This window comes from Streptomyces sp. MST-110588 (assembly GCF_022695595.1).
GTDB lineage: Bacteria > Actinomycetota > Actinomycetes > Streptomycetales > Streptomycetaceae > Streptomyces.
Genome location: NZ_CP074380.1, coordinates 7713929 through 7738626, shown reverse-complemented (window position 1 = coordinate 7738626; position 24698 = coordinate 7713929). Strand labels below are relative to the sequence as shown.

The window sequence follows — 24698 nt, the reverse complement described above, 5'->3', positions numbered from 1 at the left end:
CATAGGGCCGCTCACACCTTCCGTACCGTCACGCCCGCCACCGACAGCGCGTCGACCGCTTCCTTCGGGGCGCCCTCGTCGGTGACCACGGCTTCCAGCGCGTAGACGGGCGTGACGAACGCCAGGGCCGTACGGGAGAACTTGGTCCCGTCGGCGACGGCGATGACGCGACGGGCCGAGGCGATCGCGGCCCGCTTGATCGCGGCGTCGGCCAGGTCGTACGCCGTCAGGCCCTGGTCTGCGCTCAGGCCGCAGCAGCCGATGACGGCGGTGTCGAAGCGCAGTGCCGCCAGCGAGGCCTCGGCCAGCGGACCGGTGAGCGCGAGTTCGCCCGGACGCGGCTCGCCGCCGGGGAGCAGCAGTTGGAGCCGGGGCGCACCGGTCAGGGCGTTGGCCGCGTGCAGGGACAGCGGCATGACGGTCAGCCGGCGGTGCGTCAGGGCGCGGGCGACCTCCAGGCAGGTCGTGCCGCTGTCGACGACCACCGACTCGCCGTCGGCGATCAGTTCGGCGACCTCGGCGGCGATGCGCCGCTTGACCGCCGCCTCTTCCTGTGCCCGCAGCGCGAACGGCGGTTCCTCGCCGCGCAGCAGCAGGCTGCGGGCCCCGCCCCGGTAGCGCTCCAGTACGCCCTGTCCGGCCAGGGTGTCCAGGTCGCGGCGGACGGTCATCTCTGACGCGTCGGTCAGAGAAGCCAGCTCCGCCACGGTCAACTGTCCGGCCTCCCGTACGGCGTCGGTGATCCGCTTCAGTCGGTCTGTACTCACCATGGACGTATTGAACACAAATCACGATCGCTGGGCAAGCTTACGAACGCTCACCTTGTTTGTTACGTTCGAAAACATGGAGAGATCACTGCGGTCCGCGCGGCTGGCCACGTTCGTCTTCTTCGCCCTCAACGGGTTCGTGATGGGCATGTGGATCGTCCACATCCCCGTCGCGGAGCACCGTGCCGGAATCAGCCACGCGGTGCTCGGCTGGCTCCTGCTGCTGCTCGGCGGCGGGGCCTTCGTCGGGATGCAGACGGCCGGGCCGCTCACCGACCGCTTCGGTGCGCGCAAGGCCGTACCGGCCGGCGCGGCGCTGTGCAGCCTCGCCGTGGTCCTGCCGGGCCTGGCCGGCGGCGTCTGGTCCCTGGGTGCGGCCCTGCTGCTCCTCGGCTTCTGCAACGGCTGCCTGGACGTCAGCATGAACACCCACGCCGTCCAGGTCGAACACGCCTACCGGCGGCCCATCATGTCCGCCTTCCACGCGGTCTACTCGGTCGGCGGGGTGCTCGCCTCGCTCGTCGGCGCCCGGACGCTGAGCTGGGGGTGGAGCGCGGCGGCCACGCTGACCGGCGTAGCCGCCCTCGGCCTCGCCGTCACCGCGCCGGCCACGCCCGCCCTGCTCCGGCCCGAACCCGCCGTCTCCTCCCCCGCCACCGGCACAAGTACGAGCACGGCCACCGACCCCGGCGCCGGCCCCGGCACAGCCACCACCGGCCCCACGTTCCGCCGCTCCCGGCCCAGGACTCCCGCCCGCATCTGGGCGCTGGCCGTCCTCGCGATGCTGCTGATGCTGTGCGAGGGCGTCGCCAACGACTGGAGCGTCCTGAGCATGCGGGACGTCCTGGACGCGCCCGCCGCCACCGCCGCCCTGGCCTACGGCTCCTTCGCCACCGCCATGACCGTCGGCCGGCTGCTCACCGACCGTCTCGCCGCCCGCTTCGGCCCGGTCGCCGTCGTACGCCACGGCGCCTGGGTGGCCGCCCTCGGCCTGACGGCGGTGGCCCTCTCCCCCGCCGTCGCCCCCGCCCTGGCCGGCTGGACGGTCTTCGGCGTCGGCCTGTCCGGCTGCGTCCCCCAACTCTTCAGCGCCGCCGGCCACGCCGACCGCGACAACGCCGGAACCAACGTCTCCCGCGTCGCCGGCCTCGGCTACCTGGGCATGCTCGCCGGCCCCACCGTCATCGGACCGCTCACCCACCTCATGCCCCTGAACCTCGCCTTCTTCCTCCCCGTCGCCTTCTGCTTGGTCGCCGCCTGCACGGCCCGCATCCTGCGCCCGGCAGCGCACACCCACGGCCGGAAGGAGGGCGAGGCCACGAAGGACCGCACCCCGGCGCAGAGGAACACCACAGCAGGACCAGTCTGAGAGACGAGCGCAGCCGACCCGGTTCACCAAAGCGGACCGGAGGTCAGGCGCGAGGCCGGGCGCGGTCTTCCAGCGTCCGGCACCGACCCAATGAGCCGTATGAGCGGGGTAGTTGCCCGAACGGGAAGTAACGGCAACACGGGTGAAACGGGGACCAAACATTTTGCCTGCCCAGTTCACGCTACCGAGTGAAATGCAGTATTACCGCCATCAGTTGGCATTTGACGCGCGATGTACTGGATTCTGCCCGGCGGCGGTCCCTGCCGGGCAGGTTCCCGGCCGTCGGCAGCCGTAGCTCGTTCCCGGCTTCCCGAAGGCCCCACCCGAGGAGGTCCCATGTCCATCACACGCGCGCTCGCCCGAGCCGGGGCCGTCGCCGCTCTGGCACTGGCCACCGCACAGCCCGCCGCCGCGCTGCCGACGGCCCACGGCACCGCTCCGGCGCCGGCCGCCGCCGTACAGCGGGCCGTGCCGCCGACGACCGCCGACGTCGTGTGCACGGTCAACGACAACGGCGTCAACTACCGGTCCGGGCCGGGCTCTCAGTACCCGGTCATGGGCACGGTGAACAGGGGGCAGAAACTCAACGCCCACGGGCGGGAAGGGTCCTGGGTCATGGGTGACCTGTGGGGCGGCCCGACAGGCGTCTGGATCCACGTCGCGTATCTGGACTGCTGATCAGCGTCTGACCTTCCGGTCGGCACCCGGGGCTTCAGCCGGTGCCTGAATCACCGGCCGGCATGTCTCCATTGCCTCGGCCGTCATCGGCCAAGAGCCGCCCGCCCGCACGGTCGATCGCGTACATGACCTGCTGCGCGTCCCACTCGACGAAGGTGTCGGCCTTCTCCATGCCGAGGGATTCCAGCAGTCGGCACGAACGCCTGTTGGCTTCCTGGGTGATCGCGATCACCACCGGGCGGGCGGTGGTGATCTCCTCCAGTGCCCAGGCGACCGCCGCGGCCACCGCCTCACGGGCATAGCCGTGGCCCCAGTGTTCGGGCAGGAACTGGTAGGACACCTCCGTCCGCCCGTCCCCGCGGGAGTCCGGCTGCACGGTCACCGCACCGAGAGCGGCCCCGTCCGACCGTCTCACCGCGGCGAAGACACCGGGATGGTTCACCGCCGCCTTTTCGAGCACCGCGATCCGCTCGGCGGAGACCGGGCCGCCCAGGTACCGACGGACTTCCGGATCGGTGAACAGGCGGGAAAGGACCGGGCCGTCGTCCGGCTCGACGGGACGCAGTAACAGCCGCGGTGTGACCGGCGAGGCCGGCCAGGGCATGGTCACAGATGAAGGCGTCATATTTGCCGATCATGCCAGCAGGCGTGACGTGAGACGAGGAGAATTCCTTCCAAGCGAACCGGAAGTGGCCGGGAAGGCCGGGCATGCGGAAATCGGCGGGCGAACCGGACCGGGGGCCGGCGCAGTCACGGGTACGCGGGACGCTGCTGCGGACGGCGGGCGGAGCGGTTCTCGTCCTCGGCGCGCTGGTGGTGACAGCCGGGTTCGCCCGGTGGAAATCGGCGGGCGGTCCGGCGGGCGGCTCCCGTACGTGGTGGGAGGTGTACCTCCTCGACCCGGGAATGATGGTGACCGGAAGCGCGGTTGTACTGGCCGGCCGCGAACTGGCGCGCCGCGGACGCCGGCACTTCGCCACGATCCTGAACTCGCCCGGCGAGGTCGGGCCGGGGCCGTTCGTGCTCTATCTGCGGTCGTTCGCGGACGACCGGCACCGGGCGGCACTGGAAGGGCCGATCACCCACGGCAGTGCCCATACGGTCAGTGACATCATCCTGTCCGGGGACAGCGAAGAGGAACAACTCGTCGCCGCGTTACGGCCGCTGGGCCCGGTGGTCGCCGCCGGCCGGCCGGGCGAACGGCTGCCGGAGGCGGGCGCGGACCGCCTCCGGCTGACGGACGCCGACTGGCAGCCGGCCATTGTGGACCTGATGTCCCGGGCCCGGCTGGTCGTCCTGGCGGTGGGCCCCGGGCCCGCGCTGATGTGGGAGCTGGTGGTCGCGTTGCGTACGGTGCCACCGGAGCGGCTCGTACTGGTCATTCCGATGGAACCCAAGGCGTACGAAGGCTTCAGGGCGCTGGTCGCCGTGGAACTCCGGCGGGAGGCGAAGCGGGAGTCGGCCCTGCCGGAGCGGCGGCGGACCGAGCGACGGCCCCCTCCCTCGCTGCCGGACTACCCGCCGGGTCCGGCCGGGTCGCTGTGGAAGAGCTCCCTCAAAGGAGTCGTCCACTTCCAGGCCGACGGAACCCCGCACTTCGCGCGGCTCGACGGGCCGGAAGCCGGGGTACCGCGCCCCAGGAACCAGGTGCGCGCCGCCGTCCGGCGCGTACTGCGGCCGGTGTTCGACCGGCTGGACGACGACGGGACCGGCTCGGAGGGCGTACGAGGTGCCTGAGGCGTCCGTCGCCGCACCGCCCGCCGCGCTGCCCGGCGCCCTCGGCACGTCCGGCACACCGGTCGCCTCTGTACGGGCCCGGCAGCGGCGCACCCGGGTGTCCGTCACCGTACGCGGCAGGCGCAGGGAGTCCGCCTTCTACGGCAACGATCGAATCCGTGACGGTCTGCTGCCCCGGCAGCGGGACCGGCGCGAGCTACGGCAACCCCGCCGGACGGACGGTCCGGTCAGGGACCGTGTTCCCGAAGTTCGGCGCCCGTGGCGCGGTGTGTGACGGGCACGCTCGTTCCCAAACCCGCCCCCACACTCGTCCCCGTGCCCACACTGGTGCGCGGGCTCACGTGTGCGGCCTTGCTGACGGCGCCCACGGCTGCACCGCTTCCGCTCTCGCCCGCGCGCTCGCCCGTGCCCGCCGCCTCGCCCGTGCCCGTGCGGCGTCCGGACAGCTTCTTCAGCAGCCGGTCGCCCGGGCGGAGGACGGCGGCGCAGACCAGCGCGGCGGCGGTCCCCGCGACATGCCCCCTGCTGGAGAGGGTGTGGGTGAAGGCGCACTCGACGATGCCGGTCATCAGGGTGCTCAGGAACACGACGGGGGCGCGGCGCGTCCAGCCGATGCACAGCAGCAGACCGAGTACGGCGGCGGACGGGCCGGTGTCGGCGAGGTGGGTCTGGGCGGCGGGCACCGCCAAGACGTGATCCGGGCCGAGGGCGATCAGGACCCTGACGGACAGGGTCGCCGCGGCGGTCGTGGTCAGTGAGATGACCACCGTCTTCACCCGCCCGAGCGTCACTTCGGCGACCGCGAAGACCACGAGGACCTGGGCGACCGCGCCCCACCACGGCAGGTCGGGAGCGGGTACGAACAGCGAGAGGGGCAGCCGCGCCATGGCCAGCCACAGCGGGAGGTCCACGCGTACGCCACCGAGCAGCCAGGCCAGGCGGGCGCCCGGTTCGGTGAGCGCCATCGTATGGAAGATCACGACGAGTGATGTCGCGACGCAGGTCACGGGAACCGCGGCGCAGCGCCGGCTCCGTACGGCCTGCCACGGTGCGTCCATGATCCGGTGCCACTGCGCACGCAACAGCCCCGCCACATGGATCACGACCCGGCCGGCAGCCGGCCCATCAGCACCAGACACGTTTCTCCTACGCGGCCGAGAGACAGCGACATCGGCATCGACGTCGGCATCCACCCCATCGGACCCGGAAACGGCGGCCAGATCCATGCGCCACGCCCGTCTCGCCGGCACGCGTGCCCGCGGAGCGAACCCGTGCGATGACGCGGCCGGCTCGACCGCTCCGGTTCCTTTTCACCTCTCCCCCGACTACCCCAAGACTCACAACCCAACCAAAAAGAGTGACCTGGATCACATAGCTGCCTTACATAAACGGACATTGACCAGGAAAAGGGACATGGGTCGATGTGGTGCAAGCGGAGGTAGTGATCAAAGGTGCAGGTGTGGAAGACATGGGCGTCTTCGGGTGCGGTCAGGCGCATCCGTGGCCCCGGGCGGGTGCTCGTCCGTGGCCCCGGTCGGGTGCTCGGCAGGGTGCCCGGTCAGGCCCGCGAACGGGACCACGGCTGGTCGGCCGGGCAGGGCGCCGGGCATGACACCCGCCGGACCGCCGACCTGACCGCCACCTTGGCCGTACGGGCCCGTGCGCGAGCCACGCCCTGGCTCGGCCGGTGGGCACTCGCCGCCCGGGCGAGCGTGGCCGGCGTGCTGGCCTGGCAGCTCTCGCGCGCCGTACTGGAGCAGAGCCAGCCCTACCCGGCCGCGCTCGCCGCGCTGCTGGTGGTCCACCCCACCGTCTTCCGCTCCTGCACGGCCGGCCTCCAGTACGCGTCGGGCTGTGCGCTGGGAGCCCTCATCGCCCTGCCCGCCGCCTTCCTCATCGGCCCGACCTGGTACGCCCTGGGCAGCGCCCTGCTGCTGTCCTTCCTGGTGGCCGGGCACGAGCGGCTCGGCACACACGGCATACACGTACCGATCACCTGTCTGTTCGTCCTTCTCCTGGGCCAGAGCCACCTACGGGATGAACTGCTCCCCCACCTGGCGGCGATCGCGCTCGGCGTGGCCGTCGGCATCGTGGTGAATCTGCTCCTGGTCCCGCCGCTGCGGCTGCGGCCCGCCGAGGCGGCCCTGGACCGGCTGCGCGGGGAACTGGCCGGGGTCCTCCACGGGCTGGCCACCGCCGTCACCGAGGGAGCCCGCCCCGAGGACGTCCTGGACCGGCGGTGGCGGGAGCGGCTGGCCTCCGTCGTCCAGGAAGCGCGGCTGGCACTGGACCAGGCGCACGAAAGCCTGCGCTGGAATCCCCGGACCAGGGCCCGGCGGGCGGTGTGGCATCTGGACCGGGACGTGCTGGCGACGCTGGAGCGGGTGGCGGCCGACGCCGTCGCCGCCGCCCGCGCCCTGGACCGCGGGACATCGGCCACCGCCTCCGCCTCGCCCGCGCCGCCCCCGGCGTCCTCACCGTCACAGTCGCCCCCACCGTCACCACCCCCGCCGTCACGTACGGAGCAGCCGGCCTGCGGCTCCTCCCGGGGCCTGCCGTTCGACGCCGGTTACGCCCGTCTGCTGAACGGCACCGCCCTGTGCGTACGCGGCTGCAAAGGTGGCCGTCCGCATCCCGTACTTCCGGCCACCCGGCTCGCATGGCGGCAACTGGCCGAGCCGACCGGGCGCCGCCACGGCAGTCTGGAGGCACAGGCCGCCGAGGGGCACCTCCTGATGATCCTCGACCGGGCACTGGACGACCTCGGGGACCAGGGGCCCCGCCCGGCCGGCTCGCCGCACCGCGGCGGGCACCCCGCACCCGGGCGGCCGGCACCGGGACGGCTCGGACCACGGATCGCAGGACGGATCGCAGGACGAGTCCCCGCGGGCGGGCGCCGCGCGCACAGACGTCCCGGCGGCAGCCGCCACGGTGGACGCGACGGAGAGGAAGTCATGCACGAGAAGCCGGCACCGAGCGCGACTGACCGCGCCCATACGGCCCGCGTGCGCAGGCTGTCACTGCTCATCCCCGTGGTGCTGCTCGCGGTGCTCGCGGTGATCGACCTCAGCACCCCCGTCTGGCTCCAGGTCGGCCCGGTGATGGCGGCGGTACCCGTCCTGGCGGGGGCCCTGCTCGGTGTGTGGGCCACCGCGGGCATCGCCGCGCTCACCCTGGCCGCCTTCGCTCTCCTGGGGCTGGTCCAGGACGTCTGGTCGGAGGCCGAACCACGGGTGACCCTGGTGGCGCTGGTGGCCGTCTCCCTGGCCAGCCTCCTGTGCTGCGCGATCCGTGAACGGCGCGAGCGGGAACTGCGGCATGTGCGCTCGGTGGCCGAGACGGCACAGCGGGCCCTGCTGCGCCCGCTGCCCAAGCGCATCGACTCGCTCGGGCTGCGTGGCACGTACCTGGCCGCGGAGGCCGAGGCCCGGATCGGCGGCGACTTCTACGAGGGGCTGCTCACCCCGTATGGCGTACGGCTGCTCATCGGTGACGTACGGGGCAAGGGGATGCCCGCCGTCGGCGCGGCCTCGGTGCTGCTGGGGTCCTTCCGGGAGGCGGCGTACCAGGAGGAGTCGCTGGTGACCGTGGCGCAGCGGCTGGAGGAGAGCGGGAACCGGCAGATCCAGGTGGTGCACGGGGAGGAATACACCGAACGGTTCGCCACGGCGGTCCTGGTGGAGATCCCCGACGCCCCGATCGCACGGCTGGTGCACTGCGGTCATCCCGAGCCACTTATCGTTCGCGATGGCGAAGTGTGGGAGTGCGTGCCCGAGAAGCCGGGTGCGCCCATCGGCATGGCCGACCTGGTGGGCGTCGACCACACCGTGGAGACCGTCCCCTTCGGCCCCGGCGACCGCATGCTCCTGTACACCGACGGATTCATCGAGGCCCGGGACGGCAACGGCCTGTTCTACCCGCTGGCGTACCGCGTCCGCGAACACGCCACCGAGTCGCTGGACAGCCTGGTCCAATGCCTGCGGACGGACCTGCTGCACCATGCGGGCGGCGACCTGGAGGACGACGCGGCCCTCCTCGTCATCGAACGCTCGACGTGAACCGCGGTACCGCTGCCCGGTGTGATCCGGCTGCTCGAAGGGAACCGCTCAGGTTCCGGCCCGGTCCAGCAGGTAGCTGACTCCCCCAGCGCCTCCACCGCCGCGTCCGTCGGAACGTACGGGGCGACGGCACCACGTCAAGGTGCTCGACGACGTGCCGTCGCACCGGTCATGTCTCGATGTAGGCGACGACCACGACGGAACGCAGCGTCGTCACGAAGTAGACGATCCGTACGTCCTCGATCTCGTCGGCGTATTCCAGGAGCGCGGGCCGGGAATCCTGGCGGGAAGCATGAATCGGCACGCCGATGTCCGGGTCGACGCTGATGGCGACCAAGGCGCGGTCCAGCGCGTGGATTTCCGCCTCGGTGGTCACCTCGTCGAGTTGCCGGGCCGCGGAGTCGCTGAAGGTCAGCCGGGTACGGCGGGGACCGTGCCTGCCCATGGGAAGGTGTCCGGTTTCCGGGTGGCGGGCCGGGTCGCCGTCAGCGCAGGAGATCCGCGAGCTTGCGGTCGCGGATCTCCTCCCAGGGAGTGCAGTCCTCCAGCGCCGGAAGACCGTTGGCGGCGATGTCCTCCAGTACGGCTGCGAGCTTGTCGGCCGCCGCCCGCTTCCTCGCCGCGTACGCCCGTACCGCATCGGCGGTGACGGGGTCGAGCTGCTGCCGTTCACCGGCTGGCTGGTGGCTCATCTGGAGCTCCCGGTACGTCGTTTCGCCGAGGCGACCCGGCGCGGGCGCCTTCACGGTACGGGCGCCTCGCGGTGCGGGCGCCCTACGGTACAGGTGCCTTACGGGTACGAACGCCCGCCCGTACGCTACGCCCTTCGCTTGTCGTCGCTTACGGTATCGCTCCCACAGGAGGGGCAGCAGGTGCCCGGCCACCCGGCTCGCACCGTCCCGCACCGTCCGCGGCACCGGGCAGCGTACGAGGGAGTCAGGGGTTTCGCGCCGGGTGGCATGGAGAGGCGCAGTGAGCGGGCAGTCATCCTCCCCGCGAGCTGACGACGCGCAGGCCCGGCTTTCCGGCCGGGCCCCGGTGAGACGGAGACGACGTGGCTGAAATCGCACCCGACGGACCCGCGTCATATGGAAAACCGCACCGAAAAGAGCGAACAGAAGGCGGGAGGAAACACCCGGAGGCGCCTGAAGGGAAATGCCAAGGGGATGGCGAGGGAAATCCCGGGGTGCGGGCGCAGGGGCGGCAGGCGTCGGGGGAGCCGGGGCCGGCCCCGGGCCCGGCGTGGGACCGACGCGGGGCGCTGACCGCCACGGCCGCCCTCGGTCTGGGGCTGCTGACCGCCTGTGCGAAACCGTCACGGCGGGCCGAGGCCGCCTACGACGGCTGGTCCACCGGCCCGTCACCGTCCGCCTCCCCCTCCTCCTTCGCGCCCTCGTCCGTGTCCTCCTCCGCGCGGCACGGAGGCGCGGCGCACGAGGGCGGAGCGGGCAGGGGCGCCCCCGCTCCCCCCGCCGGATCCCCCGCGCCGCCCGGTCGCCGGCCGGCCCGACGCCCGGAACTGCCGCGCGGTGGCCGGGAACTGTTCCCCCGTCACCGCCTCGTCGGCTACTGCGGACTGCCCGGCGCCGCGGCACTGGGCCGCCTGGGCATCGGCGACCCGGACCGCCGGGCGGCCGAGACCGAGAAGCTGGCACAGAGGTACGCCCAGGGTCGCGAGCCGCTGCCCGTGCTGGAACTCCTGGCGACCGTCGCCAACGCCACGGCCGGCCCGGACGGCTTGTACCGCACCCGCACCTCCTCCCGGACCATCCGGCGCTATCTCCGGACCGCCCGGAAACACCGCGCTCTGCTCCTGCTGAACATCCAGCCGGGTCGCTCGTCGGTCATGGCGGAGGTGAAGGCGCTGCGCGAATGGCTCGTCCACCCGGACGTCGGCATCGCCCTCGACCCCGAGTGGGAAATGAGCCCCGGACAGGTACCGGGGCACACTTACGGACACACCAGCGGCCGGGAACTGACCCGTGTCGCCCGCTATCTCTCCGAACTGGTCGGCGAGTACGGCCTGCCGGAAAAGCCGCTCGTCTTCCACCAGGTGGCCGCCTCCGTCGTACGCGATCAGACCGCGCTGCGTCCGCCGCCGGGCGTGGCACTCATCAAGAGCGTCGACGGCATCGGCTCACCGGGCATGAAACGCACCACCTGGCGCCACCTGGTCACCGCCATGCCCGCCGGGCTGCACAGTGGCTTCAAGCTCTTCTACGAGGAGGATGCCGAGCACAGTCGCCTGATGACTCCGAAAGAGGTGCTGGCGCTGCGCCCGCAGCCGGAGTACATCATGTACGAGTAGCTATCGTCCCCGGATGATGCGCCGCCGGCACCGGGGCACCGTTTCCCAGAAGCACCGTTGACCGCGACACCGTTGCTCGGGGCACCGTTCAGCGGATCAGCGTGCGACACATCACCGTTCACCACATCACCGTTCACCGGATCAGCCGTCGACGAACGCGAGGCTGCGCTCGTCGTAGCGGGTCCCGGCTATCCGGTCGGCCGGCGCGACGGCGTCGATCGCGGCGAGTTCGTCGGCGGACAGTTCGACGGCGAGCGCGCCGAGGTTCTCCTCCAGGTACTTCTGCCGACGCGTCCCCGGAATCGGCACCACGTCCGCGCCCCGGTGCTGCACCCAGGCCAGCGCGAGCTGTCCGGCGGTGACGCCCTTCGCGGCGGCCAGCGTGTGCAGCTTCTCCACGACGGCCAGGTTCCGTTCGAGGTTGCCGTCCGCGAACCGTGGCTGGGTGCGCCGTACGTCATCGGCCGACAGCCCCTTGAGCGAGGTGTACTGCCCCGTCAGGAAACCGCGCCCGAGCGGGGAGAACGGCACCAGGCCGATCCCCAGCTCACGGCAGAGCGGGGCGATCCCGGCCTCCAGGTTCCTGGTCCACAGCGACCACTCGCTCTGGAGCGCGGTGATCGGGTGCACCGCGTGGGCCCGTCGGATGGTCCGCGCACCGGCCTCGGACAGGCCGAGGTGACGCACCTTGCCGGCCGTGACGAGTTCGGCCATCGCCCCGACGGTCTCCTCGATCGGTACGTCGGGGTCCACCCGGTGCTGGTAGTACAGGTCGATGTGGTCGACGCCCAGCCTGCGCAACGACGCCTCACACGCCTGGCGTACGTACGCGGCGTCACCCCGGATCCGGGTCGGCTCGCCGAGCCGGTTGGCGAACCCGAACTTCGTCGCCAGCACCACCTGGTCCCGCCGCCCGGCGACGGCCCGGCCGATCAACTCCTCGTTGTGCCCCGAACCGTAGAAGTCGGCGGTGTCCAGCAGGGTGACACCGAGGTCCAGCGCGCGGTGGATGGTCGCGATGGATTCACCGTCGTCCGACGCACCGTATCCGTGGCTCATCCCCATGCATCCGAGGCCCTGTGCGGACACCTCCAGTGCGCCGAGACGACGGGTGGGAATGCCGGTCATGCTGATACCTCCTGGCAGGTGCACGCCCCGGCTCATGGGCCGGTCCGTGCTGTCGGGTACGCGTTCCGCTGCCGCGCCCTGGCGAGCGCGGCACACGGCCGACGCGCCACCGGGCCCGGAAGGCGGGTGCGGCGGTACGTCACGTCGTAGACGGTAGAAGTTGAAGCGCACTCCAAGTCAAACCACTTCAGCGCCCGGCCCCTGGCCCCGGATCCGAGCTCTCGACCCGGCCCCCGGCCGCCTCGCCGTACAAGATCTGTGATCATCGGTCAGCAGACTTCAGCAAACTCCGGACAGACTTCGGCCAACTTCAGCCGACATCCGCCGGAATGAGAACGAGGAAACAAGGAGACGCAGCGGTGACGGGTGCCCCTGGGGAAACGACGACGTACGAGACCCTCCAGGGACCGTACGGCAAACTCATCGACGTCTACTGGGCGAACCGGTGCGGCGACGCCGCCGCGCCGCTGCCCACCGTGCTTCTCTGGCACGGCCGCGGCCCCGACGAGAGGGACGTCTTGGGCCCCTTGGCGCGCGCGGCGGCGGAACAGGGCCTGCTGGTCTTCGTGCCCGACTGGCGCTCCGACGCGCCCGACGGCGGACGCGCCCATCTGCTGGGCTCGCTGGAATTCGCACGGAGGGAGGCCGCGGCGTACGGTGGCGACGGCGACCGGATCACGGTTGCCGGCTGGTCCGCGGGCGCCTCAGCGGCCGTGGGCACCGCCCTGCGTCCTGATGCCGTCGGCGGCCGACGGCCGGCCGCGGTGCTCGGTATCGCCGGCCGCTACGACCTGCCGGCGCGCACCACCGGCTCCGTCCTCCTGGACGACCTCGCCACCGCCGACGTCTCCACCGGCTCGACCGCCGTTCCGGTCCCCGTCCATCTGATCCACGGCACCAAGGACACCGCCGTGGACGTACAGCATTCGGTCGACTTCCGAACGGCTGCGCTCCGCCTCGGTCGGCCCGTCGATCTGACGACGCCCAAAACCGATCACGCCGGCGTCATCATGACCACGTACGATCCCGCCAGGAACCGCTGTGTGCCGACCACGGACGCATCGGTGCTGCGGGCCGGCGCGACGACCGTCCGCATCCTCGTCCGTGCCGCGCACGCCGCGCACACCACCCATGCGGCTCCCAGCCCTCTGCCCGCAGCGGACGAACCGACGGCCGGACGCTGACACCCCTCGTGGATGACACGATGTCGGGGTGACTTGTCCGGTGGGACATTCGTTGTGCACGGCATGATCAAGAAGATTGCCGCCGCCACCCTCCTGGCCGGCTCGATCGTGGCCGTGCAGCAGACCTCCGCGCAGGCCACGCCCCTGGCCCACCTCGGCATGGCCGCCGTGCGCACCCTCGGCCAGCTTCCTCATATCCAGGTCCCGACGCCGGACGGAATGTCCTACCAGAAGAAGGGAAGCCAGCACAGCGAGCACAAGCACAAGTGAGCCGGTACGGGGCCCCGGCCCCGCATCCGAGGGCCGGGGCTCAGCGCAATTCGTGCGCGAGCAGGTCCATGAGCAGCCCGTCCTGCCACTGCCCGGTCCGGTGGTCGAGCCGGTGGGCACGCAGCACCCCGACCGGCTTGAACCCGACCTTCCCGTAGCAGCGGATCGCGGCGGCATTGGCCGCGTCGGGGTCGATGGTCAGCCGGTGGTGCCCGTTCTCCTGGATCAGCCACCGCGCCAGTGTGCGTACGGTGTCCGTGCCCAGGCCCCGGCCGTGGACACGGGCGGTCAGGAAGAGATCGATACCGGCGTGCCGGAACTCCGGGTCGTCCTCCTGGGTGTACTGGGCCGCCCCGACGGCCTCGCCGTCGAGGACGACGGCCAGCATGCCCTCGTAGTCCTCCGGCGGTGCCCACCAGGCCGCGACTTCCGGCTCCCGTACGATCCGGTCGAGAATTTCTGCCTCGCCGGGCCGCACCGGGCGTATCAGGACGGTGTTCCCCTGTAGTTCCATGCCTCGATTGTCGCCGGGCGGGGTCCGGGCAAGGTCCGGACGGGCGTGGCGGCACCAGTCGTACGTCGGCTGCCTGGGCTGCTCGGCTACTCGAACTGCTTGTCCGGTGTGCCGGCGAGCGGCGGCCGGTGGTCCTGGTTCCGGCGCAGTCCCGCGGCGTCGGCCGCCGCGTACAGGGAACGCAGGGCCAGGAGAAGCACCCCGATGTCGTCCAGCAGGACCGGGTCCGGCAGCAGATCCACCGGCGAGATCAGGTAGAGGATCGCACCCCAGTACAGGATCTTGTTCTCAAGAGGAATGCCGGCGGCGCGCAGTATGTGACGTGCGCGGACCACCTTGACCAGCAGCACGATCGCGACTGCCGCCATCGCGGCCACCAGGACCGCCACGACCACCACAACCGTCCACAGTTCGCCGCTCATCGCGCCTCCCGGCGTGCCGTACCCGCCTGCCGGCCGGACGGCTCTCGGGCTCCGCGGACCGGGCTCGTACGGCGGACGTCTACCCGCGGCACGCCGGTGTACGGCCCGTCGGCGGCGGGAATCACCGCGCCGGGCCCGGGTGCTCCCCGCCCGGTCAGGCCCGGGTGCTTCCCTGCGGGATGCGCTCGATCAGTCCCCGCAGGTCGTCGGCGTGCTCTTCCTCCTGGGCGAGCAGGTCCTCGAACACCCGCCGTGTCGTCGGGTCCTTCTCCCCCAGCCACTGGGCGATCTCCGTGTACGCCGCGATCGCGACCCGCTCGGCCACCAGGTCTTCCTTGATCATCGCGATCAGGTCCGCGCTGGCGTCGTACTGGGCGTGGGAGCGCCTGGTCAGGGTGTCGGGGTCGAAGTCCGGCTCGCCCCCCAACTGCACGATCCGCTTCGCCAGCTTGTCCGCGTGCTCCTGCTCCTCCTGGGCGTGCTCCAGGAATTCGGCGGCAACCGGCTCGGAGTACAGCCCGGACGCCGTGAAGTAGTGCCGCTTGTACCGCAGCGTGCAGACGATCTCGGTGGCGAGTGCCTCGTTGAGCACCTGGAGGACCCGGTCCAGGTCGGCTCCGTAGGCGTCGGTCACCGGGCCCTTCTCGATCTCCATACGCGCGCGGTTACGGATGGTCTCAATGTCTGTCAGGAACTCGGCCACGGGGTCGCACACCCTTCCGTCCGTGCTGATCGGGCGTCATCTGTACGCCTGCGTGCGTACACGTGTACCCGTAGGACGCGTCCGGCACCCGGTGTTCCTCCACCTGGCCGGGTCCCCGCGCCACCGGGCACGCCCCGGCTCACCGCGCGCGGAAGGTGTACCGGAACACGCCGACGGCCGTTCCGGGGCGGTGCCGACGCCACCCCGGAACGGCCGTATCAGGCGGAGAGGATCAGGAACGGGAGGCCGGGGCGAGTGCCGCGGCGATGCCGTAACGCCACAGGGCGTTCACCCGGCTGCGCTCCTGGGCGTTGGGGTAGGTGTTCTGGCACGAGGGGCCGGGGCCGCCGCCCGACATCAGTTCGCTGCACGGGCCCGAGTAGTGGTCGGGCAGGCCGAGCACGTGGCCGGTCTCGTGGGCGGTGACGCGGGTGGAGTTGTACTGCTGGTTCTGGCGGTAGTCGAGGAAGATGTAGCCCCGGCCGTGACCGTCGGTGCTGGCGTACGAGCCGCGGGAGTCGTTGCCCTCGTAGTACGTGAAGTCCGCGTTGGCGCCTTCCTGGAGCTTGACGTTGCTCACGGAGCTGTTCCAGATCTGCGCGCTGCGCGATATCTGGCTGCGGAAGGTCGGCGCGTTGCTGGCGTTGTAGGTGACGGTGACGCTCTGCGCGCCGGGCACCGCCGCGCGCTTGGCGGCGACCGACTTCATGACCGCCTGGAAGAACGCCTTGTTGGCGGCGGCCTCCGCCTTGGAGCCGGCGTACTGGACGGCGGTCGTCTGCATGGTGTGGGGGGTGGTCTGCGGGGCGGTCGCGGCGGTCGCCGGGCCGGCTCCGAGGGCCGCGGTCAGGCCGAGGCCGAGCACGGTGGAAAGCACGGTGGTGGTGCGTCTCATGGGGGTCCTCGTCGTCCGGAAACGGTTTGGGTACCGGGATTCTGGAGGGGGAGGGGGGCCGTAGGGATGAATGCACATGGCGATAGCGCCGACGCATACCCCCCGGTCGGCGCTCCTGCGCCACGGCGTCGCTGCCATGCCGCATCCCTCGTTCCCCGCCCTCGCCACGCGACGTCTGCGCCCGATATGTACGGATCCGCAGCGCCCTTGCCTCCGGGAATTCGAACACGCAGCCTCATCACTCGAACGTGTGATTTACACCCGCACCCGCCGAGGCCATGCTGGTATCACACGAAACAGCGGAAACGCGGAATCGGAGACGACGAGCACGACGGAAAGGGAAAGGAGGCGAAGGGGAAGAGGGGGAAGAAAAGCAGAGGAGATCAAAGGAACCGCTGAATAAATCACGGTCGATCAAGACACGGGGAAATACGGGGGAACGCGATCATGGCCGTACCGGAGCATTCGAGAAGCAGGCCGACCGAAGTCACTCGCACATCGGTGGACCGGCCGGAAAGCCCACCACGCCGCCCTTGCGAAGCTGAACCGCGTCAGGCATCAGGCGTCGGACCGCACGCGTACGAATTTCGTGGTCCCGTGGCGGCCCGCGGTCTGGCGCAGTTCGACGAGGAGAGGCTCGGTGAGCATGCGTACCGGTCCGTGGTCCGCGTACTCCGGGTGGTTCGTCGGCTCTCCCAAGCGGTCGCGCACCAGCTCGCCCACCTGCCGCGACTGCATCGGGGTCAGCCGGGGCGAGGTCGTCACGGTCCGGCCGTCGGGCAGGGCGACCAGGAGACCGTACGGCCTTTCCGCCGGGCCGAACACACCGAGGAGCGTGCCGTCCCGGGTGTCGGAATGCCGGACCTTCCGCCAGGCCCAGGTGGCCCCTCCGCGGTAGGTCGAGCTCAGTGCCTTCGCCACGATCCCCTCGACGCCCACGGCTCTCATGTCGCGGTACCAGACACGGGCGGTTTCCTCGTCCTGCGTCGCCAGGACGCGCTGGAGTGGCGGGCCGACGTCTCGCAGTACGACTCCCAAAAGTTCCCAGCGCTCCCCCAGCGTCCGGGGCCTGACGTCCTCGCCCGGAACGGCGAGGACGTCGAAGGCGACATAGGAGACCGGGACACCCGACCGCTCCCGGTCGTCGTGGGAGCGGAGCAGGTCGGTGAAGCTCAGCCGCCCGTCCCGGTAGGCACACAGCTCACCGTCCAGGACGGTTCCGGGCGGCAGATGCTTTCCCAGGTAGGCGGCGATCTGGGGGAATTCCCTGGACAGGTCCCGCTGCGAGCGGGACTGGAGGACGGCCGCGCCGCCCTCCAGGACGAAGGCGAGCGCGCGGAAGCCGTCGAGTTTGAGGGAGTACTGAAGCTCCGGCGGCGTACCGGTCTGCGCGGGAATCTCCTCGGCTGGCCGGGGGCGCATGACATCGACGGGAGGCCGAAGAGGGATGGCCGGCGGGCTGGCATCCATGCGCGGTCACCGGTGGCCTGGAGGGAGCGGTCCGGCGTCGCCGGTGTCCAGCAGCGGCCGGAGCAGGTCACCATCGCGTTCGTAGCGTGCGGCGGCCTGGTCGTGCCGGAAGTCCAGTTCCCGCGGGTCGGTGCAGTCGGCCACCTCCTGCCAGGTGACGGGGGTGGAGACGGTGGGCAGCGGGCGGGCGCGCAGCGTGTACGGGGTGGCCGTGGTCTTCGCGGCGGCGTTCTGGGAGAAGTCGATGAAGACCTTGCCCGGCCGGAGCGCCTTGGTCATCTTGTGCACGATCCGGTCCGGAAACGTACGTTCGGCTTCGATCGCGATGCTCTTGGCGTAGGCGGTGACGTTCGCCGAAGGGGTGGGCTCGATGGCCGCGAGGATGTGCAGCCCTTTGGAGCCGCTGGTCTTGGCGTACGCGACCAGGCCGTCGGCCTTCAGCCGCTCGCGCAGCCACAGGGCGGCGGCACAGCACTCCACGATCGTGGCCGGCGCTCCGGGATCCAGGTCCAGGACGAGCCGGTCGGCGACGCGCGGCCGGTCGGCGGTCCACTGCGGGGTGTGCAGCTCGACGACCAGGTTCGCGGCCCACATGAGAGAGGCCATGTCCTGGAGGAGCACCTGCCGCCTGGATGTGGCGGTGGAACTGGGTACCTCGGTTGTCCGCACCCATGCGGGTGTTCCCGGCGGCACGTTCTTGGTGAAGAACTTCTCGCCGTCGGGCCCGTCGGGGTAGCGCAGGAAGGAGACGGGCCGGTCGTGGAGATGGGCGAGGAGCGCGTCGGCGGTCGTGGCGTAGTAGTGGACGACCTCGGCCTTGGTGGTGCCGGTGGCCGGATAGAGGACCTTGTCCAGGTTCGTCAGCGCAAGGCGCCGCCCCTCCACGAGCGTGATCGGCGACATAGGATGAGAATCCCACAAAATCCCACACAAGGGATGAACTATGCGGTCTGTATGGAATGGGGCCATATCGTTTGGCCTGGTCAGCATCCCCGTGAAGACGTACAGCGCCACCGAGCGCACCGCCTCGGTCTCCTTCGTACGCATCCACGAGAAGGACGGCGGCCGGATCCACTACCGCAAGGTCTGCGAGCTGGACGGCGAAGAGGTCCCCAACGAGGAGGTCGGCAAGGGCTACCAGGCGGCCGACGACACGATCGTGCCCCTCACCGACAAGGACCTGGCCAAGCTGCCGCTGCCGACCGCCAAGACGCTCACGATCCTGGCGTTCGTCGACCCCGGCGAGATCGATCCCCTCCAGATGGACAAGTCGTACTACCTGGGTCCCAACGGCCTCGCGGCAGTCAAGCCGTACACACTGTTGCGCGAGGCCCTGGAGCACCACGAGAAGGTGGCGATCGGCAAGGTGGCGATGCACGGCCGCGAGACCCTGGCGATGCTCCGTTCGCATGACGGGGCGATCGTGATGCACGCCCTGCTGTGGCCGGACCAGGTGCGCCCGACGGCCGGCGTCGTACCCAGCGAGGACGTCAAGATCCGCGACAACGAACTCACCCTGGCCGAGACGCTCATGGACTCCCTGGGCGAACTGGATTCCAGTGAGCTGCACGACGACTACCGCGAGGCCGTCGAGCAACTGGTCGCCGCCAAGCTCGAAGGCGGCGAACCCACCGCACCGGACACCGGGGTCAGGAAGGGCGGACAGGTGATCGACCTGATGGCGGCGCTGGAAAGCAGTGTCCGAGCGGCCCGGGAAGCGCGCGGGGAAGGCGGCGGGGCGGACGGCGGTGGCGAGGGGGACGGCGAAAGGGATGAGGAGGAGCGGTCCGCCTCGGTCACCTCGATCGGGGCCCGTAAGACGGCGAAGAAGAGCGCCGCGAAGAAGACGGCACCACGCAAGACGGCCGGGACGCGGTCGGCCTCCTCCTCCGGTTCCTCCTCCGGCAAGGGAGGCGACACCAAGAAAAACACCTCGGCCAAGAAGACGGCGGCATCCAAGACCACCGCCAAGAAGAGCGGTACGGCCAAGAGCGGTACGGCCAAGAAGAGCACGGCGAAGAAGACCAAGAAGGCATCGGCGTAGCAGGCAGACAGACACCGGCGTGGTGAGGACCGGCACACACAGCGCATCGGTTCGTCGACGGTCATTGCTCCGGTCGGAGGCCCGCGGCCCTTAGAGTCATGCCATGGCTTCAGACGAGGGGACCACGCGCGTCGATAGCTGGATCTGGTCCGTCCGGCTCACCAAGACCCGGTCACAGGCCAACGCGGCCTGCCGGGCCGGGCATGTACGCGTCAACGGTGAGCGCGTAAAACCCGCTCAGGCGGTACGCAAGGGCGATGAGGTACGGCTGCGGCTCGCCGGCCGTGAGCGGATCGTCGTCGTCTCACGCGTCCTGAGCAAGCGCGTGGGAGCGAGTGTCGCCGCGGAGTGCTTCATCGACAACAGCCCGCCGCCTCCGCCGCGCGAGGCGATGGCGGTCGTCGGCCACCGTGACCGCGGCACCGGACGGCCGACCAAGCGCGACCGCCGCGAGATCGAACAGCTCCGCGGACGCTGAGTCCGGCCCGGTCACTGCCGCGTCCACTCACCCGCCCGCCTTACCTGCCCACTTATCCGCCCGCCTCAGCCGCCGGACGTCGGCCCGGTGTCCGGCAGGGCATCCAGGTAGACCCACTGCCCGCCGTCCCGTACGAAGCGGCTGTTCTCGTACTGACTGTCCTCGTACCCGCCCAGGACGAAGTGCGCCCGGAAGGCGACGGTGCCCTCGTTGTGGAACGCGCTGCCGCCCGTGGAGCCGAGGATCTCCAGACGGGTCCAGTGCTGTTCCGGCTCCAGGTCCAGGGCGGCGGGCCGGGTCGAGGGGTGCCAGGTCCGCAGCAGATAGGCGACGTCGCCGACGGCGAAGGCGCTGTAACGGGACCGCATCAGGCGCTCCGCCGTAGGAGCGCTCGCCCGCCCCCGGTGAAAGCTGCCGCAGCATTCACCGTACGGACGGCCGAGCCCGCACGGGCAGGGCGAGGTGGAAGTGATCGCCGTTCGCCGGCGCGCGTGGTTCTTGGACACCCCTCGATTGTGACGGCTCGGCTCCGGCCCCCGCCTCCAGGGGGGTGTCCGGACCTCACGGGGCATGCGCCCAAGGCGTCTCATAGTGGCCGGGCACGGTGCCGTCCTCCCGGCCGGGAGGACGGACGCAGCGAACCCTCCTTGACCGGTGCCGAATCACTGAGCGCCGTGAAAGCATCGACGGATGATCAGCTTTGAGGACCTGGTCGACAGGCGTCTGCTGCATGTGACGACGTCCTGGCACCACCACCAGGAGACCGAGCCCTCCCTCCTGCACATGTGGCTGCACATGGACGGCCTCGGCCCCGTGCGGTTCCACACGCCGGGTGACGGCTTGTCCCTGGAGATCAACCGGCCCCACGGCCCCTACGACATGGACGAATACGGCCACACCACGGTCGAAGAAGACCCGCCCGGCTTCCCCATGACCCGATTCACCGGCCGGCGGATTCTCTCCGGCCGAGAGATCCGCTACCAGCACGGCAACCTCGATTTCGCCGTCGGCATCACCCTGCGGTTCGCGAGCGGAAGCATTCGCGTTCTCGCCTTTGGGGACGACCTCGTCCTGGCCCACGACCAGCACCTGGGACCGGTCGAGGCTCATCTCCACGAGGCGGGCGACGAGACGACGAGACGACGAGGCGATGACGCCACGTAGACATGGAGGCATGTAGGCAGGTAGACAGCCTCACGTTCGGACGGCGAGACGACGCTGTAAAACTCTGGTGCCGTCCGGGATCTCGACGGCCTCGGTGATGTGCCGGTAGGCGGTGGTGGTGCCGACACCGGACCCGGTGGTGAGCTGGGCATGGGTGTGTCCGCAGGATGACCAACGGCGGGCGGCGCACCCGGTTCGTCGCCCACACCACTTCCGGGGGCGCTCGTCGCGTCCGGGGAGGCGCCCGCGTCGGAGCTCCCGGAGACACCACCCCCAGCTCTGATACCTGATTCCCACAGGCGAGTTGATGGACATCCATTGCGACCGCTGCTCAGGTTTGGACGATCCGCGCTGCAACCCTCGCTGAACGTCGACCTCATCACGTCCACTACCTGCGTTTCAGATCCACCAATCAGCCAATCAGCCTGCGTCCCGGCGGACATGCATAGCCATGAGCTCGCGGGACGGAGACGGGGCCTGAAGAAACCATCCAGCGCGTCTGGAACGGCGAACGGGCACCATGGCTCCCTCGTCGCGGCCGGCCGCAGGGCCGGAAAAGGGCGCCCGAGCCGGTGGCCGCCCCGCGTCGGGAAGGAAGCCGGAAGCCGGACCCACTGTGGGCCCGTTTCACACCGCTGCCGATGCCCGCCGGTCACCTGCCGTTCCCTGCCGGGCCGAGGTGGCGATCAAGCTGATGATCTCCCCGCAGTACCGTACGCGGCGTTCTCCACGTCGGTGCCGAAGACGTTCCCCACAGACAACAGTCAGGGACCGACGATCACGTGCGACATCCGATAGCACGATACTGACGCACACCGCACATGCGGCTCGGGACCGGGCACGGGGCCGGCCCCGTGCCCGGTCCCGAGCCGCGCCACAACGGAGAACGGAGACACGCAGTGAGTTCCGGCGGGATCACCTGGATAGCCGACGGGGACATCTCCTGGCTCGGCTACTACATCAAGCTGGCCCGGGGCCTGACCGGCGAACAGCTCGCCGCCCGCCTCGCCGCCACCGGCGGCCCCGTACCGGTCCAGGCCACCACCGGGCCGCAGGCCGAAGAGCTTATCGACCGGCTCGACGCCGAGCGCGGCGACACCGACAGCATCGCCGTCCGCTACGGCGACCACGCCGGCCTGGGCTTCGCCATCGCCTACGGCCACTGGCCGTCCGTCCTCGGGCCCGCATACCACGACGGGACATCCCGGGACGGGGTCCACGTCTTCGAGCTGTACTACGAGAAACAGAACCCGAAGGTCCCGCCGCCCGCATTCGCCTACTTCCACGACGACCACTATGTGTGCGGCTTCGACATGTACATGTACACCTGGTCGCAGGAGATCACCGGCCCCGGCGCCGACATCGTCCGCACCGACATCATCGCGGCCAAAATCCCGCAGGAACGGAAGCGGGATGCGGCGCACCGTGCCTCGCTCGCCGTACTGGAACAGCGCTTCGAACTGGCGCTGCCGCGTGATCTGATCCTCGGCGCGGCACTGCCCACTGCGCTCGTCAGAGGGCAGCAGCCGCGATGAGCTGCCTTCTGACGAGCGCAGGCGGCCTCCAGCGCTCCAGTCGGCTCGGCAGCAGCAGAGCAGCCAGGGCCTCTTGGACGAGGCACGGATCGAGGTTCTCTCTGACAGCGGGCGAGGGGGATCTGTGCCGATCACTCGCATCGCCCTTGAGGGAGTGCCCGCCGCTGCCCGGACGGCAATCGCCGCGCAGTCGGTGCCGCTCCTCGCCGTCGAGCCTGCACACTGCGGCGTCACTGAGCGATTCCCGCCGCGGTAGACGGTGGTGGTCCGACGCCGCATCCGGCGGCGAGTTGGGCGTAGGCGATTCCGCAGCCGAGCCGACAGCAAGCGCAGGGCGGAGTCGGACACATCGGTTCCGGCCCGCCGGCGTCGTTGAGTTCATGGGCAGTCAGGTCAGATCCGGCGAGCAAGTGTTGGCCCGCCTCGTTTCAGCCGGGCCGGGTCAGTGGGACCAGAGCACCGGTCCCCGATCCGGGTGGCCGGCCCGTCAGACCCAGACCGCTCCGCTTGAAATGGCGATGACGGTGTATTCATGCGTTGCTGTCTCCCCGAGTCCCAAATGCGGTGGAGACCGTGACGGTTTCATCGCCCCTCCGGGGTTCGTCCGGTTCGCGAACCACGCAACTGATACCGACTTCCAGCGGAAAGGCCGAGCCCGGTCCCAGCGTGTCCCCGGCGTCAAAGACCGGTGTTTTGTCGACCAGCGTCCATCGTCGCCCTCTCGCATCCGTGAACCGGACCTCCACCATGCCCGGGAACGGCTCGCCACCTGCCCGGCGGACCGCCTGAGCACGCAACTCGACCATCGGCCTCCCCCTCGACCGGCACCACTGCCGGACGCCGTTGTCCCGCGTGGTCTCCGGGTGCCCTCATACGGGGCAGCCTCCAGGTTGCCTACAGGCTCTTGAGGTAGCCGTCGACCGTTGCGGCGATGGCTCGGCAGTAGCGGACGATTCCCGGCGACCGTACGGGGCAGGGGCGCGGCGTGGTGGTCGTGGGCGCCAGGCAGAAGTGCAAGGCGTCGTCGGGGCGGTGCAGTTGGGCGGTGCCGCCGTCGCGATCCGGCCGGGTGCAGTAGGCGGGGTGGGCGCGTTCGTACGCGTTGCAGGGGAGTTCCCGGGCCCAGGCGTAACGGTCACCGGCGGGGCTGACCTCTCCTCCGGCGTCCGCCACGAGGTCGCCGGTGGCGGCGGCCTGGGCCCGGTAGATGGCGTTGACGCGGCGGACCCGGCCGGGACGGAAGGCGTCGGGCCCCTGGGCGACCCAAATGATCTTCGGTCGGGGGATGCCCGTGTTCCGTGCCGCCGCGGCGATCTGCTCCGTCAGGGTTCGCGCATCGGCCGCGTAGCGCGCGTAGTACTCCGGCGTGCCCGCGGCGATGGCGCCCATGCAGGGGGTGAAGCCCCAGGAGTTGCCCCAGAACTGGAGGACGACGACGCGCGGGCGCACGGCCCGTACCAGAGCCGCCGCCTTGTCCCGCGCGGGGACCAGCGACTTCGCCTCTCCCCCGGCCGGCCCGGCCAGGTAGTCGCACAGCGTCGTACCGGAGTACGGCGCGCTGCGCAGCACCGATCGCCCGGAAGCCCGTACCTGCTCTGCCAGGACCTGCTGGTTCTCCATCGCCAGGGAGTCGCCGAGATAGAGCACGGGTGCCGCCGCCCGTGGCGGCCGGGCCGCGGGCGCGGGCCTCGACGGAGGCGGGGTCGGGGACGGGGACGGGGAGGAGAGCAGCCCCGCGGTGGCGGCCGGGGAGTCGGCGGCGGACGGTGGCGGGGCGTCGGCGGCCGTGGGTCCGGCGGGGGCGTCCGTCGGGTCCGAGGCGAAGACGGCGGTCCAGCCGAACACGCCCACGAGAGCCAGCGCCAGGGCCGTGAGCAGCGGCCATGTCCAGCGCCTGTCCATTCGGCCGCCCCCACCCCGTGTCGGATGTCAGGTTCACTTCATCGGCAGACCAGGGAAGCACAGCGCGCCCCA

Annotated in this window: 25 protein-coding genes; 11 read left to right on the top strand and 14 right to left on the bottom strand. The window is 70.7% G+C overall.

The window, feature by feature from the left end; genetic code table 11:
- Positions 1–11: 11 nt before the first annotated feature.
- The gene (locus KGS77_RS33655) at positions 12–770 is read right to left on the bottom strand and encodes a DeoR/GlpR family DNA-binding transcription regulator (RefSeq protein WP_242587088.1); all 759 of its coding nucleotides are present in this window, start codon (positions 768–770) and stop codon (positions 12–14) included.
- A 73-nt stretch (positions 771–843) separates the two neighbouring features.
- Between KGS77_RS33655 and KGS77_RS33650 the strand changes: the two genes are divergently transcribed.
- Positions 844–2136 (top strand): MFS transporter, encoded by a 1293-nt coding sequence (locus KGS77_RS33650; protein ID WP_242587087.1) that lies wholly within the window; start codon positions 844–846, stop codon positions 2134–2136.
- Positions 2137–2472: 336 nt separating this feature from the next.
- A complete protein-coding gene (locus tag KGS77_RS33645; RefSeq protein WP_242587086.1) occupies positions 2473–2814 on the top strand; it encodes an SH3 domain-containing protein in 342 nt (113 codons plus the stop codon).
- A gap of 34 nt (positions 2815–2848) precedes the next feature.
- Here KGS77_RS33645 and KGS77_RS33640 read toward each other — a convergent pair whose 3' ends face one another.
- Positions 2849–3439 (bottom strand): GNAT family N-acetyltransferase, encoded by a 591-nt coding sequence (locus tag KGS77_RS33640; RefSeq protein WP_242587085.1) that lies wholly within the window; start codon positions 3437–3439, stop codon positions 2849–2851.
- 83 nt (positions 3440–3522) lie between these two features.
- On the opposite strand from KGS77_RS33640, the gene KGS77_RS33635 reads away from it, so the two are divergent.
- Complete coding sequence (locus KGS77_RS33635) at positions 3523–4551, top strand: hypothetical protein (RefSeq protein ID WP_242587084.1); 1029 nt, start codon at positions 3523–3525, stop codon at positions 4549–4551.
- Between the two features lie 227 nt (positions 4552–4778).
- Here KGS77_RS33635 and KGS77_RS33630 read toward each other — a convergent pair whose 3' ends face one another.
- Complete coding sequence (locus KGS77_RS33630) at positions 4779–5690, bottom strand: hypothetical protein (RefSeq protein WP_242587083.1); 912 nt, start codon at positions 5688–5690, stop codon at positions 4779–4781.
- Positions 5691–6101: 411 nt separating this feature from the next.
- On the opposite strand from KGS77_RS33630, the gene KGS77_RS33625 reads away from it, so the two are divergent.
- On the top strand, positions 6102–8609 hold the full coding sequence (locus KGS77_RS33625) for a SpoIIE family protein phosphatase (RefSeq protein ID WP_242587082.1): 2508 nt from the start codon (positions 6102–6104) through the stop codon (positions 8607–8609).
- Between the two features lie 169 nt (positions 8610–8778).
- Here the strand turns inward: KGS77_RS33625 and KGS77_RS33620 are convergent, their stop codons facing one another.
- Both KGS77_RS33620 and KGS77_RS33615 read right to left on the bottom strand, forming a co-directional pair.
- Positions 8779–9054: a hypothetical protein gene (locus KGS77_RS33620; protein WP_242587081.1), complete on the bottom strand. Its 276-nt coding sequence runs from the start codon at positions 9052–9054 to the stop codon at positions 8779–8781.
- A 40-nt stretch (positions 9055–9094) separates the two neighbouring features.
- Positions 9095–9301, bottom strand: coding sequence for a hypothetical protein (locus tag KGS77_RS33615; protein WP_242587080.1), 207 nt, complete (start codon positions 9299–9301; stop codon positions 9095–9097).
- Between the two features lie 494 nt (positions 9302–9795).
- Here KGS77_RS33615 and KGS77_RS33610 point away from each other — a divergent pair, with 494 nt between their 5' ends.
- Positions 9796–10917, top strand: a complete 1122-nt coding sequence (locus tag KGS77_RS33610) for a hypothetical protein (protein WP_242587079.1) — start codon at positions 9796–9798, stop codon at positions 10915–10917.
- Positions 10918–11058: 141 nt separating this feature from the next.
- Here the strand turns inward: KGS77_RS33610 and KGS77_RS33605 are convergent, their stop codons facing one another.
- Positions 11059–12045 carry an aldo/keto reductase gene (locus KGS77_RS33605; RefSeq protein WP_242587078.1) on the bottom strand — a complete coding sequence of 329 codons (987 nt, stop codon included), beginning with the start codon at positions 12043–12045 and terminating at the stop codon, positions 11059–11061.
- Positions 12046–12404: 359 nt separating this feature from the next.
- Between KGS77_RS33605 and KGS77_RS33600 the strand changes: the two genes are divergently transcribed.
- The gene (locus KGS77_RS33600) at positions 12405–13229 is read left to right on the top strand and encodes a carboxylesterase family protein (protein WP_242587077.1); all 825 of its coding nucleotides are present in this window, start codon (positions 12405–12407) and stop codon (positions 13227–13229) included.
- A 63-nt stretch (positions 13230–13292) separates the two neighbouring features.
- The gene (locus KGS77_RS33595; RefSeq protein ID WP_242587076.1) at positions 13293–13499 is read left to right on the top strand and encodes a hypothetical protein; all 207 of its coding nucleotides are present in this window, start codon (positions 13293–13295) and stop codon (positions 13497–13499) included.
- Between the two features lie 40 nt (positions 13500–13539).
- On the opposite strand, the gene aac(6') is transcribed toward KGS77_RS33595, so the two are convergent.
- From aac(6') to ligD, 6 genes are all read right to left on the bottom strand, one after another.
- Positions 13540–14013 (bottom strand): aminoglycoside 6'-N-acetyltransferase, encoded by a 474-nt coding sequence (gene aac(6') / locus KGS77_RS33590; RefSeq protein ID WP_242587075.1) that lies wholly within the window; start codon positions 14011–14013, stop codon positions 13540–13542.
- 86 nt (positions 14014–14099) lie between these two features.
- Entirely contained in the window at positions 14100–14435 is a 336-nt protein-coding gene (locus KGS77_RS33585) for a YkvA family protein (RefSeq protein WP_242587074.1), read from the bottom strand.
- Between the two features lie 154 nt (positions 14436–14589).
- Positions 14590–15138, bottom strand: coding sequence for a ferritin-like domain-containing protein (locus KGS77_RS33580; RefSeq protein ID WP_242587073.1), 549 nt, complete (start codon positions 15136–15138; stop codon positions 14590–14592).
- A 232-nt stretch (positions 15139–15370) separates the two neighbouring features.
- Entirely contained in the window at positions 15371–16033 is a 663-nt protein-coding gene (gene snpA, locus KGS77_RS33575; RefSeq protein WP_242587072.1) for a snapalysin, read from the bottom strand.
- A 558-nt stretch (positions 16034–16591) separates the two neighbouring features.
- Entirely contained in the window at positions 16592–17455 is an 864-nt protein-coding gene (locus KGS77_RS33570; RefSeq protein ID WP_242587071.1) for a DNA ligase, read from the bottom strand.
- A 54-nt stretch (positions 17456–17509) separates the two neighbouring features.
- Entirely contained in the window at positions 17510–18406 is an 897-nt protein-coding gene (gene ligD / locus KGS77_RS33565) for a non-homologous end-joining DNA ligase (RefSeq protein ID WP_242587070.1), read from the bottom strand.
- A gap of 40 nt (positions 18407–18446) precedes the next feature.
- Here ligD and KGS77_RS33560 point away from each other — a divergent pair, with 40 nt between their 5' ends.
- Positions 18447–19547 carry a Ku protein gene (locus KGS77_RS33560; protein WP_242587069.1) on the top strand — a complete coding sequence of 367 codons (1101 nt, stop codon included), beginning with the start codon at positions 18447–18449 and terminating at the stop codon, positions 19545–19547.
- Positions 19548–19650: 103 nt separating this feature from the next.
- Positions 19651–20025, top strand: a complete 375-nt coding sequence (locus tag KGS77_RS33555; RefSeq protein WP_242587068.1) for an RNA-binding S4 domain-containing protein — start codon at positions 19651–19653, stop codon at positions 20023–20025.
- A 65-nt stretch (positions 20026–20090) separates the two neighbouring features.
- On the opposite strand, the gene KGS77_RS33550 is transcribed toward KGS77_RS33555, so the two are convergent.
- The gene (locus KGS77_RS33550; RefSeq protein WP_242587067.1) at positions 20091–20531 is read right to left on the bottom strand and encodes a YchJ family metal-binding protein; all 441 of its coding nucleotides are present in this window, start codon (positions 20529–20531) and stop codon (positions 20091–20093) included.
- A 184-nt stretch (positions 20532–20715) separates the two neighbouring features.
- Between KGS77_RS33550 and KGS77_RS33545 the strand changes: the two genes are divergently transcribed.
- Together KGS77_RS33545 and KGS77_RS33540 are read left to right on the top strand one after the other, a co-directional pair.
- Positions 20716–21189, top strand: coding sequence for a hypothetical protein (locus KGS77_RS33545; protein WP_242587066.1), 474 nt, complete (start codon positions 20716–20718; stop codon positions 21187–21189).
- 899 nt (positions 21190–22088) lie between these two features.
- Positions 22089–22724 (top strand): hypothetical protein, encoded by a 636-nt coding sequence (locus KGS77_RS33540; protein WP_242587065.1) that lies wholly within the window; start codon positions 22089–22091, stop codon positions 22722–22724.
- Between the two features lie 894 nt (positions 22725–23618).
- Here the strand turns inward: KGS77_RS33540 and KGS77_RS33535 are convergent.
- Positions 23619–24626, bottom strand: coding sequence for an SGNH/GDSL hydrolase family protein (locus KGS77_RS33535; RefSeq protein WP_242587064.1), 1008 nt, complete (start codon positions 24624–24626; stop codon positions 23619–23621).
- Between the last annotated feature and the right edge of the window lie 72 nt (positions 24627–24698).

Coding starts and splice junctions, on each gene's coding strand:
- KGS77_RS33655 (WP_242587088.1), bottom strand. CDS start 770: ATGGTGAGTACAGACCGACTGAAGCGGATCACCGACGCCGTACGGGAG.
- KGS77_RS33650 (WP_242587087.1), top strand. CDS start 844: ATGGAGAGATCACTGCGGTCCGCGCGGCTGGCCACGTTCGTCTTCTTC.
- KGS77_RS33645 (WP_242587086.1), top strand. CDS start 2,473: ATGTCCATCACACGCGCGCTCGCCCGAGCCGGGGCCGTCGCCGCTCTG.
- KGS77_RS33640 (WP_242587085.1), bottom strand. CDS start 3,439: ATGACGCCTTCATCTGTGACCATGCCCTGGCCGGCCTCGCCGGTCACA.
- KGS77_RS33635 (WP_242587084.1), top strand. CDS start 3,523: ATGCGGAAATCGGCGGGCGAACCGGACCGGGGGCCGGCGCAGTCACGG.
- KGS77_RS33620 (WP_242587081.1), bottom strand. CDS start 9,054: ATGGGCAGGCACGGTCCCCGCCGTACCCGGCTGACCTTCAGCGACTCC.
- KGS77_RS33615 (WP_242587080.1), bottom strand. CDS start 9,301: ATGAGCCACCAGCCAGCCGGTGAACGGCAGCAGCTCGACCCCGTCACC.
- KGS77_RS33605 (WP_242587078.1), bottom strand. CDS start 12,045: ATGACCGGCATTCCCACCCGTCGTCTCGGCGCACTGGAGGTGTCCGCA.
- KGS77_RS33595 (WP_242587076.1), top strand. CDS start 13,293: ATGATCAAGAAGATTGCCGCCGCCACCCTCCTGGCCGGCTCGATCGTG.
- KGS77_RS33585 (WP_242587074.1), bottom strand. CDS start 14,435: ATGAGCGGCGAACTGTGGACGGTTGTGGTGGTCGTGGCGGTCCTGGTG.
- snpA (WP_242587072.1), bottom strand. CDS start 16,033: ATGAGACGCACCACCACCGTGCTTTCCACCGTGCTCGGCCTCGGCCTG.
- KGS77_RS33570 (WP_242587071.1), bottom strand. CDS start 17,455: ATGCGCCCCCGGCCAGCCGAGGAGATTCCCGCGCAGACCGGTACGCCG.
- ligD (WP_242587070.1), bottom strand. CDS start 18,406: ATGTCGCCGATCACGCTCGTGGAGGGGCGGCGCCTTGCGCTGACGAAC.
- KGS77_RS33560 (WP_242587069.1), top strand. CDS start 18,447: ATGCGGTCTGTATGGAATGGGGCCATATCGTTTGGCCTGGTCAGCATC.
- KGS77_RS33555 (WP_242587068.1), top strand. CDS start 19,651: ATGGCTTCAGACGAGGGGACCACGCGCGTCGATAGCTGGATCTGGTCC.
- KGS77_RS33545 (WP_242587066.1), top strand. CDS start 20,716: ATGATCAGCTTTGAGGACCTGGTCGACAGGCGTCTGCTGCATGTGACG.
- KGS77_RS33535 (WP_242587064.1), bottom strand. CDS start 24,626: ATGGACAGGCGCTGGACATGGCCGCTGCTCACGGCCCTGGCGCTGGCT.